11 protein-coding genes and 1 pseudogene are annotated in these 17741 nt (G+C 52.6%); 9 read left to right on the forward strand and 3 right to left on the reverse strand.

Translation table 11 applies throughout. From position 1 onward, the window contains the following. Positions 1 to 2: 2 nt before the first annotated feature. Both IPK01_14950 and IPK01_14955 read right to left on the reverse strand, forming a co-directional pair. A complete protein-coding gene (locus IPK01_14950; GenBank protein ID MBK7934735.1) occupies positions 3 to 302 on the reverse strand; it encodes an MGMT family protein in 300 nt (99 codons plus the stop codon). A 211-nt stretch (positions 303 to 513) separates the two neighbouring features. After that, positions 514 to 957 (reverse strand): annotated as a pseudogene (locus tag IPK01_14955) (methylphosphotriester-DNA--protein-cysteine methyltransferase family protein). A 229-nt stretch (positions 958 to 1186) separates the two neighbouring features. Between IPK01_14955 and IPK01_14960 the strand changes: the two are divergent. The 8 genes from IPK01_14960 to IPK01_14995 all read left to right on the forward strand — a co-directional run bounded on the left by IPK01_14960 (position 1187) and on the right by IPK01_14995 (position 13116). Beyond that, positions 1187 to 1576 carry a thiol-disulfide oxidoreductase DCC family protein gene (locus tag IPK01_14960; GenBank protein MBK7934736.1) on the forward strand — a complete coding sequence of 130 codons (390 nt, stop codon included), beginning with the start codon at positions 1187 to 1189 and terminating at the stop codon, positions 1574 to 1576. Positions 1577 to 1588: 12 nt separating this feature from the next. After that, positions 1589 to 1867: a DUF427 domain-containing protein gene (locus tag IPK01_14965; protein MBK7934737.1), complete on the forward strand. Its 279-nt coding sequence runs from the start codon at positions 1589 to 1591 to the stop codon at positions 1865 to 1867. Beyond that, a complete protein-coding gene (locus tag IPK01_14970; GenBank protein MBK7934738.1) occupies positions 1864 to 4323 on the forward strand; it encodes an endonuclease MutS2 in 2460 nt (819 codons plus the stop codon). Before IPK01_14965 ends, IPK01_14970 begins: the two co-directional genes overlap by 4 nt. Positions 4324 to 4653: 330 nt before the next feature. After that, positions 4654 to 6507 carry a DNA primase gene (locus tag IPK01_14975; GenBank protein ID MBK7934739.1) on the forward strand — a complete coding sequence of 618 codons (1854 nt, stop codon included), beginning with the start codon at positions 4654 to 4656 and terminating at the stop codon, positions 6505 to 6507. A gap of 119 nt (positions 6508 to 6626) precedes the next feature. After that, positions 6627 to 8360, forward strand: a complete 1734-nt coding sequence (rpoD, locus tag IPK01_14980) for an RNA polymerase sigma factor RpoD (GenBank protein MBK7934740.1) — start codon at positions 6627 to 6629, stop codon at positions 8358 to 8360. A gap of 84 nt (positions 8361 to 8444) precedes the next feature. After that, the gene (locus IPK01_14985; GenBank protein MBK7934741.1) at positions 8445 to 11717 is read left to right on the forward strand and encodes a hypothetical protein; all 3273 of its coding nucleotides are present in this window, start codon (positions 8445 to 8447) and stop codon (positions 11715 to 11717) included. Positions 11718 to 11767: 50 nt separating this feature from the next. Further along, a complete protein-coding gene (locus IPK01_14990; protein MBK7934742.1) occupies positions 11768 to 12421 on the forward strand; it encodes a response regulator transcription factor in 654 nt (217 codons plus the stop codon). A gap of 197 nt (positions 12422 to 12618) precedes the next feature. Continuing rightward, complete coding sequence (locus IPK01_14995; GenBank protein ID MBK7934743.1) at positions 12619 to 13116, forward strand: hypothetical protein; 498 nt, start codon at positions 12619 to 12621, stop codon at positions 13114 to 13116. A gap of 226 nt (positions 13117 to 13342) precedes the next feature. Here the strand turns inward: IPK01_14995 and IPK01_15000 are convergent, their stop codons facing one another. Further along, positions 13343 to 13744: a hypothetical protein gene (locus IPK01_15000; protein MBK7934744.1), complete on the reverse strand. Its 402-nt coding sequence runs from the start codon at positions 13742 to 13744 to the stop codon at positions 13343 to 13345. A gap of 144 nt (positions 13745 to 13888) precedes the next feature. On the opposite strand from IPK01_15000, the gene IPK01_15005 reads away from it, so the two are divergent. Then, on the forward strand, positions 13889 to 17728 hold the full coding sequence (locus tag IPK01_15005) for an SBBP repeat-containing protein (protein MBK7934745.1): 3840 nt from the start codon (positions 13889 to 13891) through the stop codon (positions 17726 to 17728). The last annotated feature ends 13 nt before the right edge of the window (positions 17729 to 17741 follow it).

Consider the following 17741-nt stretch of genomic DNA (forward strand, 5'->3'; position numbering starts at 1 on the left):
AACTATGATGCCTTCTCTTCTGCCAGCAGCTTCTCCTTTCGCTCGACTCCCCAACGGTAGCCGCTCAATTTTCCGTCCGAAGCGATCACTCGGTGACACGGATTGACTAACGCAACAGGATTTGTTGCACACGCCCGGGCGACCGCTCGAAACGCCTTGGGATTCCCAAGCGACGCCGCAACCTGGCCGTACGAACGCGTTTCGCCATACGGTATCTTTCGAAGCTCGGACCAAACCCGCATCTGAAACGCACTCGCCCGCAGATCGAGCGGCAGCGTCAAGATCGCCTTTTTCGCCGTCAAGACTCTTTAAGATCGCGTTCACGGCGTCTTTGAGTTTCTCGCCGTCGTTCTCGATCGTCGCCGCAAAGAATTCGCGCTCCAACTCCCTCTTCAACTCGTCCTCGGTATCGCCAAAACTCACTGAACAAATGCCCTTCTCCGTCGCCGCGATCATCAATCTTCCATGCCGCGAATCAACTATCGTGTAATCTATCTTCATATTCTTTCCACCTTTTTTATAAATCGCCGGCGTCATCCCGAGCGTTTCGCCTGCTTTCTCGTACAATGATCTGCTCGAACCAAAACCGCTGTCATATAGCGACGTGGTGACGTCCGTCTCACGAACATTTCGCTTGAAATTCTCGAGCCGAATCATATCCACAACTTCCTTTGGCGACAGACCGAGCATCGTCTTAAATGTTTTCTGCAAATGGCCGCTGCTCACGCCAAGTTGTCGACTGAGTCCGTCAACAGTAGGAACCTCCAATTCGTCTTCCTTCAGGACTTGGAAAGCACGGGCCACCAATTCAGCCGACGGGCCCGGCGAATACTCGTTCTTGGGCTTGCACCGCAGACACGCTCGATAGCCCGCATTCTCAGCCTCCGACGGCGACAGAAAAAACGAGACATTCTGCCGTTTCGCCGTCTTAGACGAGCACGAGGGCCGGCAGAATATGCCTGTCGTCGAAACGCCAAAGTAAAACACGCCGTCGAATTCCGTGTTTTTTTACTAGACGGCATGCCATTGCCAGTCGATCGTCCGTTCAATTAGTGTTCGTTCTTTCATCATGATTCAGAGTTTACATCGCCCATCAATCGCGTTCTATCCGAAATCCGTGGTGTAATTTTTTCTTTCAAAATTATCGCGGCTAACTGGTTGTCACGATTTGCGGTAGAATTTACTTATGAGTTCGATCGTACTTTTTGACGGCGTATGTAATTTTTGCAACGGTGCCGTCAATTTTATTATCAAGCATGATCACGAAAAGCAATTCAAATTCGCGCCGCTGCAATCCGAAATAGGGATCGAACTGCGAAACAAATACGGCTTCGGCGATGATGTAGATTCAATAATACTGATCGAGGGCGATAAGACGTTCACTCACTCGACCGCAGGCCTGAGGGTCGCCAAGACGCTCGGCGGAATCTGGTCGCTCGGTTACGCATTTATCATCGTCCCGGCGTTCATCCGCGATTGGGCTTATCGTGTCTTCGCTCGCAATCGATACAAACTCTTCGGTCGCCAGGACGCTTGCATGCTCCCAACGCCCGAGATTAGAGAGAGATTTTTATAACAAGGGGTATTTATGAAAGCGACATGGAACGGCGAAACCATCGCCGAAAGCAGCGAAACAGTAGTCGTCGAAGGAAACCACTACTTCCCCGCGGTCTGCATTAACAAAGCCCATTTCAAACCGTCCGAAACGCACACGGTCTGCGGCTGGAAGGGTACGGCAAGCTATTACGACATCGTAGTAAACGGCGAAACAAACAAAGACGCCGCGTGGTATTACCCCGAAACGAAGTCCGATGCCAAGAACATCGAGGGATACGTCGCCTTCTGGAAAGGTGTGGAAATCAAGTGAGTTTTTCACTAGAAATATTGGAATTTACCAAGCTTCTCGACCTCGTCGCGGCTCACGCCAGAACGCCGATGGGACGCGACCGCGCCCTTGACCTGCTCCCGTTTGAGAGCCGCCACGAACTCGACCGTTCGCTCGCCGCGATCACCGAAACGATCGCTCTTAATGAAGAGAAGCAGGTAACGTGGTCGTTCAGCGGCCTCGACGATCCATCTAACGCCGTCGCGATCCTAAAGATCAAGAATGCCGCCCTCGAGCCGAACACAATGCTCGAGATCTCACGAGTCTGCACTCAGGCATTGTTTGCACGCTCGTCGATCCAACCTGAGAAAGATCTCGCTCCGGTCCTCTGGCAAACGGTCGAGAATATTCCGCCTTCGCTCCTCGGCGTGATCGATCAGGTGAACAGGAAACTACTTCCCGGCGGCGAGATCGATGATTCTGCTTCGCCCGAACTCGCGAAGATCCGCCGCGAGATCAGCAGCCAAAAATCCCGCCTGACGAAATCGCTCGAATCCGCGATGCGTGCCGCCGGAACGGCCATTCAGGACGAGATCGTCACGGTGCGCAACGACAGGTTCGTCATTCCGGTCAAGACCGATTTTCGAGGCAAGGTTGTAGGCGTCGCCCACGGATTTTCGTCTTCGGGCTCGACCGTCTTCGTCGAACCGCTCGAAGCCATCGAAGCCAATAACGAGATCCAAAACTTGAAAGGCAAAGAAGAACGCGAGGTCGCACGGATCCTCTTCGCCCTCACCGAATCGCTCCGCGAGCAGCTGCCCGCTGTCGAAGCAGCAGTAAATGCCGTCGCCGAGTTGGACCTCATCAAGGCCAAAGTCGAATTCGCCCGGAAATTCCGTGCCGTCGTTCCCGAAATATCCGACGACGAAACCATAGATCTCGTCGACGCCCGACATCCACTCCTCGAAGATACCCTTCGATCGGCGTCACAAAAGGCGGAAAGACGACCGATAGGGAGTGTGTCGTCCACCACGAATGACGAACAACGAACAACGAACGAAATAATCCCAAGCTCATTTACATTAACTGACCAAAACGCCGTCATGATCATCTCCGGTGCCAACGCCGGCGGCAAAACGGTCGTGCTGAAGACCGCCGGCCTGCTTAGCCTGATGGCCATCTCAGGCCTGCCCGTTCCGGCGAAAGAGGCGAAGATACCCTTTTATCGATCGATCCTCGCCGACATCGGCGATCATCAATCACTGAGTGCGAATCTTTCGACATTCTCGTCGCACATGTCGAATATTGCCAGCATGATCCGCGAATGCCTCCCGCCGTCGCTCGTTCTGCTCGACGAAGCCGGAACCGGTACCGACCCTGAAGAAGGTTCGGCTCTTGGAGTCGCGATCGTCGATCATTTCCGCAGAAAAGGCGCGCAGGTCATCGCTTCGACCCATTATCGCGGCCTGAAAATGTACGCCGCCAACGACCCGAGTATCATCAACGCGTCGGTCGAATTTGATGAAAAAACGCTTCAGCCCACGTACAAATTGCTCCTCGGCCTCGCCGGTGCATCAAGCGGCATCGAGATTGCCAGACGATTCGGAATCGATAAAACGGTTATTGATGTAGCTCGCCAGAACCTCGACGTATCAGCACAAGAAGCGGAAAATTACCTAAAGAAGCTCCAAACTGAGACCAAGATCGCCACAGACCTCCGCATCGCCCTCGAAGAAGAACGCGAAGCAGTCGCCATGAAATACGCCGGCCTCGAAGTCGAAGCCGTCAAAAAAGAAAAGGCCCGACAAAAAGAATTCGAAGGCGAACTAGCCAACGCCATCGACGAATTCGACCGCCAATCCAGGGCCTTCATAAAAACCATCGAGGACAAAGCCCTTCGCAACCGCCTCGACAAAGAGCGCATGACCCGCAAGGCCGAACTAAACCGTGCGGTGATGTCTAAAGTCCAAGGTCCTAAATCCAAGATCATCGGTAATTCCGGTTCCCCTCCTTACCAAGGAGGGGTGGCAGCCGCTTCGGCTGACGGGGTGGTTCTCTCCGTCGGCTCAAGAGTAATTACGAGTTTCGGAAACGTCGGCACAATCGAAAAACTCGACAAAGAAGTCGCCGAAGTCCTCGTCGGCAATCTCCGCCTGAGAGAGAAACTCGTCGACCTTCAGTTCGCAGCGGAAGGGCCCAAGGACCAAAAACCAAAGACTAGAGCCCAGATGATCAACATCGACGGCGGCGACGCCCCGGCCGAACTCAACCTCATCGGCAAAACCACCGCCGACGCCGAATACGAGATCGACCGCTTCCTCGACGAGGCGTACATGTCCAGCGTCCCCAGAGTCCGAATCATCCACGGCTTCGGCACTGGAGCACTTAAGAACTACGTTCACCACTTTCTTAAAGGCCATCCGCACGTCGAAAAGTATGGCTTCGCCCCATCCGACCAGGGCGGAAATGGAGCCACGATCGCGGAGTTGAAACTATGAACAATTTCCGTTGGAATTTCCGACAGTATGTGGATATTTATGCAATAGTGTGCTATCCTTGCAACAGTCAGTCTCTGGACGCCGGACAAGGAGCCCGTCTATCAGGTCGAAATTGAGAGGAGTCGTTAGCCGAAATTATATTGTAGATCTTTTTTTGCAAAAGTCGCGTTTCAGGCGGTAAATGTGACTGCAACATCATTATTTACAGTAGTTACGGCGTTCCATCGACTGCGGGACAAAAGCGGGACAAGAGCGGGACAGACGGGACAACAAGAATTGGATATTTCTGGATAACGTCATTGTTTGCATAGGCTTAACGCCCTAAACTAAATGCTATACGACCAATACTTCATTGACGACCTGAAAAACCGTGCAGACATTGTTCGGATAATACAACCGTATGCGCAGGATCTGAAGAAGAAGGGTGCGAATTGGATGGCGTGTTGTCCGTTTCATCAGGAAAAAACGCCCTCGTTTTCGGTGAATCCGTCGAAGGGTTTTTACAAGTGTTTCGGTTGCGGCAAGGGTGGGAGCGTTTACAATTTTGTGATGGAGATCGAGGGATTGAACTTCCCCGAAGCGATCAAACGCGTCGCCGAAATGTCCGGCGTAATGCTGCCCGAACCAGTGGATGACAAAGCCTACGAACAAGGCAAAAAGAAACGCGACGAGAAAAAGCAGCTTGCGGACCAGATAATCGAACTGAACCAGATCGCTCTCGAATTCTGGGAAAACGAACTGCAAGGCAAAGATAAAAAGGCGATCGCGGCGAGAAAGTATCTTGAAGAACGAGGCATTTCCGAAGAGACGCAAAAAGCGTTTCGCATCGGATATTCGCCCGACAGTTGGGACGGTCTACTAAGCGTTCTGCGTGATTTCGGAACCGACGAAAAGGTCATCGAACAGTCCGGCCTTATCTCCGTAAACGAAGAGAAAGAAAGGGTCTTCGACAAATTTCGCGGGCGGATCATGTTCCCCGTTCTCGATGTCAACGGCAAACCGGTCGCGTTCGGTGCGAGGTCGCTAAACCCGGACGACCAGCCAAAATATCTCAATTCACCCGAGACCGCGGCATACACCAAAGGCCAAAATCTCTACGGACTTTTTCAGGCGAAAGAGGATATTCGCAAGAAGAAATTTGCGATCCTCGTTGAGGGCTATCTCGACCTTATCGCCTTATATCAGTTTGGAGTGACTAACGTCGCCGCCAGCCTAGGCACAGCGTTTACGCCTGAGCAATCAAAGCTGTTGAGCAGATTCACAAAGAAAATTGTCATCAATTACGATGGCGATTCGGCGGGCATTAAAGCAGCACGACGAGCGATCGAGCATCTTTTGCCGCAAGATTTTGATGTCAAGGTTCTCGTGCTGCCCGAAGGCAAAGACCCGGACGATTTCATCCGAGAAAACGGGGTCGACGTTTACAACGAGCGCCGCGGAAAGGCCGCTCCGTTCCTTCGTTTTGCCCTCGACGCGTCCGTAAAAGACCGCAATCTTAACAACGCCAAGCAAAAAGCCGAAGCGATCGAGGAGTTTTTGCCGGTGATCTCAGCTATCGGCAACGCCGTTCAACGCCGCGAGAGCTTCGACCAGGCGATGACGTATTTCCAGATCGAGGATGCCGCCCTAAAACGCGAACTCTGGGGCACGCTCAAGAGCGGTGCGTATCACGACACGCAAAATATCACCCAGCGAGTCTCGCGTGCCGCCCGTGCCAAGATAACCATTGCCGAACGCCACTTGCTCGAACTGCTGGTTTTCGACCGCGAGCTTCGCGACCTGATCTTGCCTCAGATCGAGCCGAGCGATTACGAAAACCTTTCGACCGCTGAGATCTTTGCCGCCTTTGTCGGGATACACAATGCCAAAAAAGAGATCGATCAGGAATCGCTCCTCGAGCACATCGGCGACGACGAGAACGCCGTCGACCTCGGCCAGGTCCTGCTCGCCGGCAAACCTCGCCGCGAATGTGAAGACGCTATCGATGCAGTTCTTCACGATGCTGAAAATTGTGTTTTCAGCCTCCGCAACATGGCGATCACGAATCGAATTATTGAGATCAGCCGCGATGCGACCATCGCCGAGCAGTCAAATGACGCGACGAGATTCAATCAGCTCACGTTCGAACAGCTCGAACTTGAAAAAATACGTCGTGATTTGCAGCGTAGGATCAGTGAAATGTGATATACTTTCGTTTTTTAAACCCGCCGGGGAACGCGAAACATTTCCCACGCGATCGGCGTTTATAACTATATAGCGAACAACGATTTACGCACCGCTTTAATCCAAAAGATTTACTGAATATGGCTGATTACGACGAAAAAGAAGACTTGATGGATCGCTTGGTTGCCCTCGGCAAGCGAAAGAAATTTTTGAGCCTCGATGAACTTCATCGACAGATCCCTGAAAACATGATGTCGGCCGACGACCTCGAAGATGTTCTGGAACGCCTCGAGGGTGCCAACATCTCGGTGGCCGAGACCGACGCTCAGCTACTCGAACGAGCCTCGACGATCGTCCTCGACGATGACGAAGAGGAAGAAGCTGTCGAAGAAGACGATATCGATCTCGACCTCTCGGCCGGTGCCTTAGACAAATCGAACGATCCCGTTCGGCTTTATCTCCGCGAAATGGGCATCGTTCCTTTGCTGAACCGCGAAGGCGAGGTCGTCATCGCAAAACGCATTGAGCGCGGACAGATCAAAACGCACAAAGCGATCTCACGTTCGCCAATTGCGGTCGAGCGCCTACTCAAGATCGGTGACGATCTCGCCGCCGGCAAAGCCAGCATTCGTGAGACCGTAGTTTTCTCTGAGCAAGCCGATATTTCGGTCGAGGAAGATAAGGCCGAAGAGTACATGCGTTGGACGCTTGAGGGAATTGGCAATATTCGCCAGAACTTTCAGGTCGCCCTCAAGACATGGGTCAACCTGATCGCTGAGCAAAAAAAGGTCGGTGACAAAAAGACCAAAAAGCTGCTTAATCTGCGTCGCCAGACCGCTCGTCTACGGCTCGACATCGCTCAAGAGATAAAACATCTCAAGCTGACAGAGCGTGCGATGCAAGTGCTGATCTCGTCGATCCGTAAGGTTGTCGAAGATATCCGCAAATATGAGCGGATCATCGCAAGATCGGAAGAAAAGCTTGAAAAGAAACCTGCTACGGCACAGAAGAAAGAACTTCTTGCCACGATCGAGGATGCCCGTTCGATTTTGACCGCGATCGAAGAGAAATACCACTTGCCGATCGTTGAGATCAAACGATCGTTCAAGATCATTAGCGTCGGCGAGTTCGACACAAACAAAGCGAAACGAGAACTTGTCGAAGCCAATCTCCGTCTAGTCGTTTCGATCGCTAAGAAATACACTAACCGCGGGCTTCAGTTCCTTGATCTCATTCAGGAAGGAAACATTGGTTTGATGAAGGCAGTCGATAAATTCGAATGGCGTCGCGGATATAAGTTCTCGACCTACGCAACATGGTGGATCCGTCAGGCCATCACGCGTGCCATCGCTGACCAGGCCCGCACGATCCGAATTCCGGTTCACATGATCGAGACGATCAACAAGCTTATTCGCACTTCGCGTCTGCTGGTACAGGAACTTGGCCGCGAACCAACGAGTGAAGAGATCGCAAAACGCATGGATATTCCGGTCTCAAAGGTACGCAAGGTCCTGAAAATTGCCCAGGAACCGATCTCGCTTGAAACACCTATCGGCGAAGAGGAAGATTCGCATCTCGGCGATTTTATCGAGGACCGCTCGATACTGAATCCGGCTGAGTCCGTGACCTTCTCTAATCTGCGTGAGATCACCGACGAGGTTCTCGCTACACTCACACCGCGTGAGGAAAAGGTCATCAAGATGCGTTTCGGCCTTGGAAATACGGATTCGGAACACACGCTAGAAGAGGTCGGCCAGCACTTTGCGGTCACACGCGAACGAATTCGTCAGATCGAGGCCAAGGCTCTGCGAAAGCTCCGACATCCGTCGCGGTCGCGACGGTTGAAGGCCTTTCTCGAAGGGAAACAGTCATAACCAAATGTAAAAGCGGGCAATTGCCCGCTTTTTTCTATTTTGAATACCTGATTGCCGCATATCTCGTGTAAAATGCACCTCATAATGGCAATCATTGGGACTTCATCTGTTTTCCAGTTCCACAATAAGTTTCAGTTCCTGAAGGTCGGCTTCGTTCTCATGCTCGTGACGCTATTGGTGTCGGTTGCGGCGGCAAAGCGTTTGCCCGTAAAGACGTTCACCTCCGCCGATGGCCTCGGTAGCAGCTTTGTCGATTCGATCTACCGTGATTCGCGGGGGTTTATGTGGTTCGCCACTCGCGATGGGCTATCACGGTTCGATGGTTCGAATTTCGTAAATTATCAGATCGGAGAGCAAGGGACGTCGCCCGGTGTCGAGAATATTTATGAAAGCCGCAACGGCACTTACTGGATTTCTACGACCGGTGGGAGTTTTCGATTCGATCCCAATTCCGTCTCGCGATCTTCAAGCGGCCCCCCAACGCTTAATGCCGAGTTTATCACTTTGGCGCGCGGCCAATTCTTGGAGGATTCAGCCGGAAATTTCTGGCTCGGCTCAGGCAAACTGCTCCGGTATGAGGAAAGTAACGGTGTCTTTGCTTTCAGGGAATTTGACCTCCATTTGCCGCCGAGAGCAAATACCTCTTTCGTGATCGCCGACATGACCGAGGCTTCGGACGGATCACTTTGGATAAACACCAGTTGGGGAGTTGCTCGGCGGCTGCCCGACTCGCGGGTTGTCTTCTATCCTCATGAACGAGGGATAATTAACAGTGGGAATTCGTCGACGCTTGCTGACAAGAGCGGCCGTCTCTGGCTGACGCGTCGAGGGCAGATACTGGTCATTAAACCGGAAGCGATCGAATCGATCACAGAGGCGGGCCCGGTGATCATGAGATCACTAGTTCCCAATGAGGTCGTCGCCATTGAGCCCGAAGAACACGTAATCTTGCCAAAAAAGGCCGGCGATATTTTCGAGCTCGCAAACGAAAAGTATGTAAAAGCATCGAATCAGAAGCGGCTGATGCAGACCACTGACGGGAATATATGGCTTACGTCTGAGGACCAATTGCTCGAATTTGACGACGGCGTTTTGCACCTACACACCGAGGCCGAAGGCCTGACAAATGTAATGGGTCGTATGGAGGAGGATGCTGCCGGCAATCTATGGATCGGAGGACAGACAGGTGCTTCTCGTCTTGACCGGAGCGGTTTGGTTTCATTCGGGATTGAAGACGGTGCCAACTCGTCGCGATTCTACGCAATTAGCGAGGACCGCGACGGATCGATCTATTTCGCCGGACGCGATTCTTATCTAAACCGGTTTGATGGAAATAGGCTTAAAGGGCTTCGGCCGCAGGTCGGCCCAAATGTTCAGACAGTTTGGACGTCGCGGCCGCTATTGATCGCTTCGAACGGTGCTTGGTGGGTACTTACCGGTGAGAAGCTTTTTCGTTTCTCCGGTATAACAGATTTTTCTCAGCTGGCGGATCGGGTACCGACAAAGGTTTACACGACCGACGACGGTCTTAGATCTAACGGAATGTTCCAGATCTATGAGGATTCCGGCGGTGACATCTGGGTTTCGACCCGCGGGCCGACGAGCAGCGCTCACGGGCTCGCCCGACTGGCAAAAGGAGAAGACCGATTTGTAACGATCACGGAGGCTGATGGGATCAGTGAAGGTAGATCTCCGGCATCCTTTGCCGAGGATTCCTACGGAAATCTTTGGGTCGGCTTCTACGAGGGCGGAATTGCCCGATTTGACGGAGAGAGATTTATCGAATTCGGAAAAGCTGACGGTTTGCCTGCCAGCGGATTCATATCGGACATACTCCTTGACAAGAAAGGACGGCTCTGGCTCTCATCGACCAACGCAGGCTTGCTTCGATTGATCGATCCGAGCGCTAAAACCCTGGTCTTCGATTATTTCAATACGACGAACGGACTATCGAGCAACAATATAAGGACGATAACCGAAGACCGATTCGGCCGGATATATACAGGTACCGCGCGAGGAATTGACCGATTTTCGCCCGAAACCGGCCTAGTTAAACACTACTCAGTAAATGACGGTTTGGCGGCGGATTTCGTCGTCGATTCGCATTGCGACAAGAACGGCCACCTGTGGTTCGCGACCAATGACGGAGTCTCCAGGCTGATACCTCAACCCGACGAAAGGGCGGTCGCTCCGCGCGTCTTTCTCGGCGGACTAAAGATCGCTGGTGTTGAACAGGCGATATCAGAGCTTGGAAATACCGCGATCGAAAAGGGCGAACTCGCTCATACTGAGAATAATCTTCAGATCGATTTCTTCGGTCTGGATTTTCGGGCGGGAGAAACGCTTCGGTATCAATACAAACTCGAAGGTGCTGACTCGGAATGGAGTTTACCAACCGAACAGCGCTCCGTTACATTTGCCCGGCTTCAGCCCGGCAATTACCGATTCCTTGTTAGGGCTTTGAACTCAAGCAACGTCGCAAGCGAGTCTCCTGCCGTCGTCACATTTAAGATCTTGCCACCCATCTGGCAGCGTTGGTGGTTTGTCGCATTAATGTTGTTGCTGGCGATCGTCATCGTCGTACTGGTATTTCGGTATCGAACTACCCGGCTTCGGGAGATCAATACTGCGTTGGCGGAGGCAAGAGATGCCGAGGAGCGGGTTCGCCGTTCCAACGAAGAACGCCTCGTCGAACTCGAAACGGTCCGATCCCGAATTGCAACAGACCTGCACGACGACATCGGTGCAAGTCTGACGCAGATTGCGATACTTAGCGAAGTGGCACAAACCCAAGCAAAGCATGGTGACAACGGTGCTCAGACACATCTTGCTCGGATCACGGATGTTTCAAACGAGTTGGTCGGCACAATGAGCGATATAGTCTGGTCGATCAATCCGTCTAAGGATCACCTGAGTGATCTTTCGCAAAGAATGCGACGTTTTGCTGCGGATATATTGGCCGCGAGATCGATGAGGTTTCACTTTCATGGAAATGATGAGGTCGCCGCAACGGTCATCAACTCCAATGTGCGCCGAGAAGTATTCCTGATCTTTAAGGAATCGATAAATAATATCGTGAAGCACTCAAATGCCCAAAATGTATGGGTCGATCTCAATGTCGTTGCCGGCAATATAAAACTGATCATTCGTGACGATGGCGACGGATTTGACGCCCTAAATGAAAATATCGGCGACTCCGGAAATGGCCTGAACAGCATGCGTCGCCGATCGAAAGAGATGGGCGGAGTATTCGACGTCAGATCGCAACCGGGAGCCCCGACGACGGTACTTGTGAGTTTCCCGGTGGACAAGGTCGTGATGTCCAACGACTCGCCCGCCCGAACGGGTGGCTCCTAGCTATGGGTTTGTTCATTAGACTCACTGTAGGTATGGCAGGAACATCAACTATGCAGGCAGCAGCAGAAAAGACAGTTACTATCGCGATCGTCGAAGACATCCGCGACATTCGCGAAGGACTGATGACGCTGATCAACTTTACCGACGGATTTGCCTGCAATGGCAGTTACCGCTCGATGGAGGAGGCTATCCCAAAGATCAAAGGCAACGTTCCCGACGTGCTGTTAAGCGACATCGGCTTGCCGGGCATGAACGGAATAGACGGAATTCGGATCCTCAAGGATCTATATCCGGGCATGACAGTTCTAATGCTCACCGTCTACGACGATGACGAGCGCATATTCGATGCTATCTGCGCCGGAGCCAACGGCTATTTGTTAAAGCGTACGGCCCCGGCAAAGCTGCTCGAGAACATTCGCGAAGCGGTCGATGGCGGTGCACCAATGTCCCCTGAGGTCGCCAGCCGAGTTATCAAACTCTTCCGCGAGACCCGTCCGCCGGAGAGGGTCGATTACGATCTAACTCCGCACGAAACGCGTCTGCTGAAGCTGCTCGTTGACGGCCACAATTACACAACAGCGGCAGAGGAGTTGAACGTCAGCTTTAACACTATCAAATTCCACATGCGTCACGTTTACGAAAAGCTGCAGGTCCACTCCAAGAGCGAAGCCGTCTCACTGGCCCTGAAGAACCGCATAGTTTAGCCGGCAACTCACTACCTTCGATCCGCCATTGACTGAGTAATTTGGATTTGGCTCATCGTTTTGAGTTGTTATTTAAATGATATTTTCATCGCCATCCATACGGGTGGCGATTTCCGTTTGCGTTGTCTGTACATTCTCCTCAAGCACGGAATTGGTGTGCGATCATCATTCATCTCAAGGAGAAAGCAATCATGGCAATGTATAAAGTATCACCCGAAGTAAAACCGAAGTCACAGCCTCTGTCGACGTGCTGCTGGCTCACGTGTCTCGAGATGTTGTTCGCGTGGAAGAAAGATTCGCGCGACATACTCGCTACAATGGACAAATCACCGAACCTATTTCCCTACTATATGAAAGACAACGGCATCGCTCCCGGCGAATGCCGCGAAACTGCGCGTTATCTCGGCCTGAAATGCGGCAGCGGCGATATCGAAGCGACGGTCCTCGCCGACTGTCTTAAGCAGCACGGCCCGATGTGGGTTGCCGGCGATTGGGTGAAGGGCTCTGATCCGAACGCAAAGGGCGATCATTCACACGTTATCGTCGTCACCGCTTGCGATCCGGACGACGGCCGAATCAAATACATCAATCCATACAACAACTTCGACCTTTCCGAAAGCCCCGGTACAGTCAGTTGGCTGACCAAACGCAGTTCCCAATGGAAAAACTGCGACGCCGGCGTAATGTACTGGTAAAAAAATGAAGAGACTACAACCGTAGGGACTCTGTTTTCAGACCGAAACATAGATTCCATATCAACATACCCAGTAACCTTGCGAAAGAAGAGGCGAATACAAAACTCGCGGGCTCTTCTGCACCTGGGCCATGACTACTGGTCGAAATTTCGTATTTACGAGGCTCTTAAATTCATGAACGGTCGCTTATTGCGAACTCGCAGTCGTCAGTTGTTCCGAAGCGATACTATGGTTCAACAATGTAACTCACGAACTTGTATGTGCGGCCGCTCTTTACGAACCCAAGGTGGGCGGCATCTTCTGTATAGACGTAGTAAGTACGGTCTTCACGCCCAAAGCGCGGATTACTTTCGGCAAAGAACTCGCGCGGATTTCCGAATATTAGCTTGAAATTAGTTACAAATTGCGATCGCGTGTACTTGCCCTCGTCACCAGCGTCGTAACCATATGAGAACGGGAACCTCGTCATGCCCGCGACAGCGGTCTTATCGCTCCGCTCGACCGCCCGTTTGAAGTTTGTGTAGAAACTCCGAAAACTCTTAGGTGCCGAACTGAGCCTCTTTTCTTGCGCGATGGCGGCAGCGGATACCACAAGCATCAATGACAAGACGATGATCAGCTTTTTCATAGTGCTGACAATTTAACAGCACGTCACAAGAAAATGCAAGCTACTTCGGAGCGAGACGCCGCTACCCAAACGGGTGGCGATATTGGCGGCCGAAAGGCGTACGGTCATTGTTGGAAATAACTTTTGCAGGAGATCGACGCCACCATGAGACCAAAAATAACACGCAGATCATTCGCCCTTTTATTGCTTCTGACGATCCTGAACATCAATTTGCCAGCTGCCGCAGACCGTATCATCGTCACAACCAACGATAGAGATCCAACTGCGCGGCAGACCGTCGAGTTTGAGCAGAATGTGGGGCAATTTGATCCGCAGGTCAGATACGTCGCACGGTCGGCGGGCTCGATGCTTTTTCTAACAGGTGACAAAGCGATGTATGTGCTGCCCTTTACGGATCTGAACGAGCCGAAAGCTGAAAGCGAGCCCGGTACGGAACGTCCGGCACAACGCTTTCATGCAGTGAGCATGTCGTTCACGAACGCCAATTCTGATATCGCAGCTGCTGCCGATCGCCTCAGTGAACATCGCACTAACTATTTCCTGGGCTCCGATGAGAGCCGCTGGCGAAGTGACGTGCCAAATTTTGGCGAGGTTAGATTTGAGAATGTTTATAACGGCGTTTCGACTGTCTGGTATGGTCTCGAAAATGGTGCCACGCAATACGACCTTGTCGTCGCTCCATTTACCGATGCCGGGCGGATCGAACTCAAGTTTGACGGTGCCGAAAGTATCTCGGTCAACGAAGAGGGATCGTTGCTTATCAATACTCCCGCCGGAACATTGATACAGAATCGACCTTTCACGTACCAAACAGGTGAAGACTCCGCACGCGTCGAGGTGCCGAGTTCATTTGCGGTGGACGGCACGACCGTTCGCTTTGCTCTCGGCGAATACGACCGAAGTCGCGAACTGGTGATCGATCCGACAGTCACTTACAACGCACTCGCATTCTCTACATTTGTCGGGTCGTTTGGCGACGATATCGTCAGCGAGATCGCCGTTGATTCTAATGGCTGTTCGTACATTACTGGCCGCACGACCTCAATTTCCTATCCGACGACGACAGGAACATTTGACACGACGTCGAACGGTAGCGAAGACGTGTTTGTAACAAAGGTGAATTCATCGGGGACCGGACTGGTCTATTCGACATATCTCGGCGGCCCGTTCTTTGACGAAGGCCGTGCGATAACGGTCGACCCGAACGGCAATGTGTACTTGGGCGGAACGGCAAGCATCTCATTTCCGACGACTGTCGGTGCGATAGATACGACGTTCGGTGGTGGTGCCGATGTGTTTATTACCAAGCTCAATGCCGCCGGCAACTCTCTCAACTATTCGACCTTTCTCGGCGAGTCAAGTATCGAATACGCAGATGCAATCGCTACTGACTCGGCCGGAAATGCCTACATAGGGGGACGAGCAGGCGACGCCCCACTCGATTATCCTACGACCGCAGGCGCGTTTGATACGACCCATAACGGAATCGACGACGCATTCCTTACAAAGATAAACGACACCGGAACGGCGATCGTCTATTCGACATTTCTCGGCGGCAGCGATATTGATGGTGCCAGGGCCGTTTGGGTAACGCCGAATGGCGAAGCGATACTGGCCGGCTTCACAACCGACGCAGTCACCGACCTCCCGACGACAGCCGGCAGTTATGACCCGACCCACAACGGCGTGACGGACTTTTTCGTTACGCGTTTTGATCCGACCGGTTCCTCGCTCGTCTATTCGACATTTATTGGCGGACCAGGCATCGATAATCTGAATTCATTGGCTGTCGATGAGGTAGGTTCCGTCTATGTAACGGGCATTGCCGCGACAGGGTTTCCGATCACGGCAGGAGCAATTGACACGACGGCGGTAGGAAGTAATGAAATCGGCATTTCAAAACTAAATGCTGCGGGCACTTCGCTCGTCTATTCGACCTTTTTCGGCGGGACGCAAGCTGAAAGCGCGAACGGAATTGCCGTGGACCGGTTTGGTAACGTTTATATTGCCGGATCGAACACCGCGGGTGATTATCCTACGACAGTCGGTCCGTACGATTCGACATTCAATGGCGCGTCGGACGCGGTCGTCACGATCCTAAATCATAATGCGACCTCCGCACTTGCATCGACATATTTCGGGGGAAGCGGCACGGACTCGGCCAATGATATTGCACTTGATGCAAACGGCAATATTTACATTGCGGGCCAGACAACTAATGCCGCCACACCGTTGCCAACAACACCCGATGCCTATCAGACGTTCACGGGCGGGCTGATCGATGCATTTGTCGGAAAATTTGGCGATTTCACCATCGGCGGACGCGTGATAGACACGTCGGGCAATCCGATGGCTAACGTGATGGTCGCGATGAGCGGACAGGTTTCGGGAAACATACTGACGGGACCAGACGGACAGTTTGGATTCACCGATACCGTTCCTGGCGAACCACATTCAGTCACCGCGACACGATCGGGTTACGTGATGAATCCTGCAATTTTCAATATCGCGGCACTTGCGAACAACCGAGAGCTTATCTTTGTGGCATCTCCAGGTTCACCGAGCGGCGGATCGGGCGGCACGCTGTTGTTCCAGAATCTCTCATACAACAAAGGCGAGAACGGTTCGTCGATTCTACTGACGGTACAACGGACGGGTATCATCTCGAGTCAGGTCACGGTCGATTATCAGACCGCCGGCGGTACGGCACTGCCGATTCAGGACTTCCAGCCGATCAGCGGCACTTTGACGTTTGGCCCGCTGGAAACGAACAAAACAATATCGATACCGATCGTCAACGACCAAATACTTGAGCCTCGCGAGACATTAACGGTAACGCTCGACAATCCGACCAACAATGCGGATATCGAAAACGGAAGACAGACCACAACGATCAGCCTTCTTGACGATGATCTTGGTTCGGGCGACCTGCTGATCAGCGAATTCCGCACTCGCGGACGTCTCGGAGCCAACGATGAATATATAAAAATATTTAATCCGAACGATTTCGACCTAACGATCTTTGCTGCAGATGGCAGTTCCGGCGTCACACTCGCCCACTCCGATACGGGAACGTTGGCAAGCATAGCAACTATTCCAAATCTGGTAACGATCCGCTCACGGGGCCACTACTTATTGACGAACAACAGCCCGTCGGGCGGATTCAGCCTGATCGATTTCCCGACCGGTATCGGGACGATGACCACCGTGGGCGATCAGACATTCTCGGTCAACCTTCCCGACGGCGCGGATATTGTACTGCAGCGAACCTCTGATCCGTTGCAGTTTGGTACTGCGAACAAGGTCGATTCGATCGGATTCGCCGGTTCCGAGTGGGCCGAAGGAAACGGTCTCGCACCGACAGTACCCGCAAACCGGGAGTCCTGTTACGCCCGGCGATTGATCTCCGGCGGCTTCCAGGACACCGACGACAATCGCAGTGATCTGATGCTGGTCGATACTCACGCCGCGATGTTTACCTCGCCTGATCAATCGCGAGTGATCTCAGTTTTGGGTTCTCCCGCTCCGGAGACGTCCGAAAGCCTCAGAATGATGACGCCCGCCGAGGTGACGATCGTCCAGTCGGGCACGGAGGTCTTCGATCCTTCTCCCGTAGAAAATGGTCCAAATGGAACGCTGACGATATTTCGGACGGTTACGAATAACACTTCTTCGCCCATTTCAGCAATGCGGCTTCGGGCGATCGACTTCCCGACCATAGGAAGTCTTAGTCAGCGAAGATACTCGTCCCGTCCGGATTTTCGATTGCTGAACTCCGTCGATGCCAGCGGCACATACGGGCTGACACTTGCCGGCGGACGCCTGCAGCCCAACGGCGGCGGACTGAACAGCACGTTGACCGTCGATTCTGTAACGGCGGCAAATCCGCTCGAGCCGGGCGCGAGCATCGTGATCGCTATTCGCTTCGGCGTGATGCGATGGGGCAAACATCCCTTTACTGCAACGGTCGAGGCGTTGCAGTAGCTTTTTATCGAGG

The organism is Acidobacteriota bacterium, assembly GCA_016713675.1.
Lineage (GTDB): Bacteria > Acidobacteriota > Blastocatellia > Pyrinomonadales > Pyrinomonadaceae > OLB17.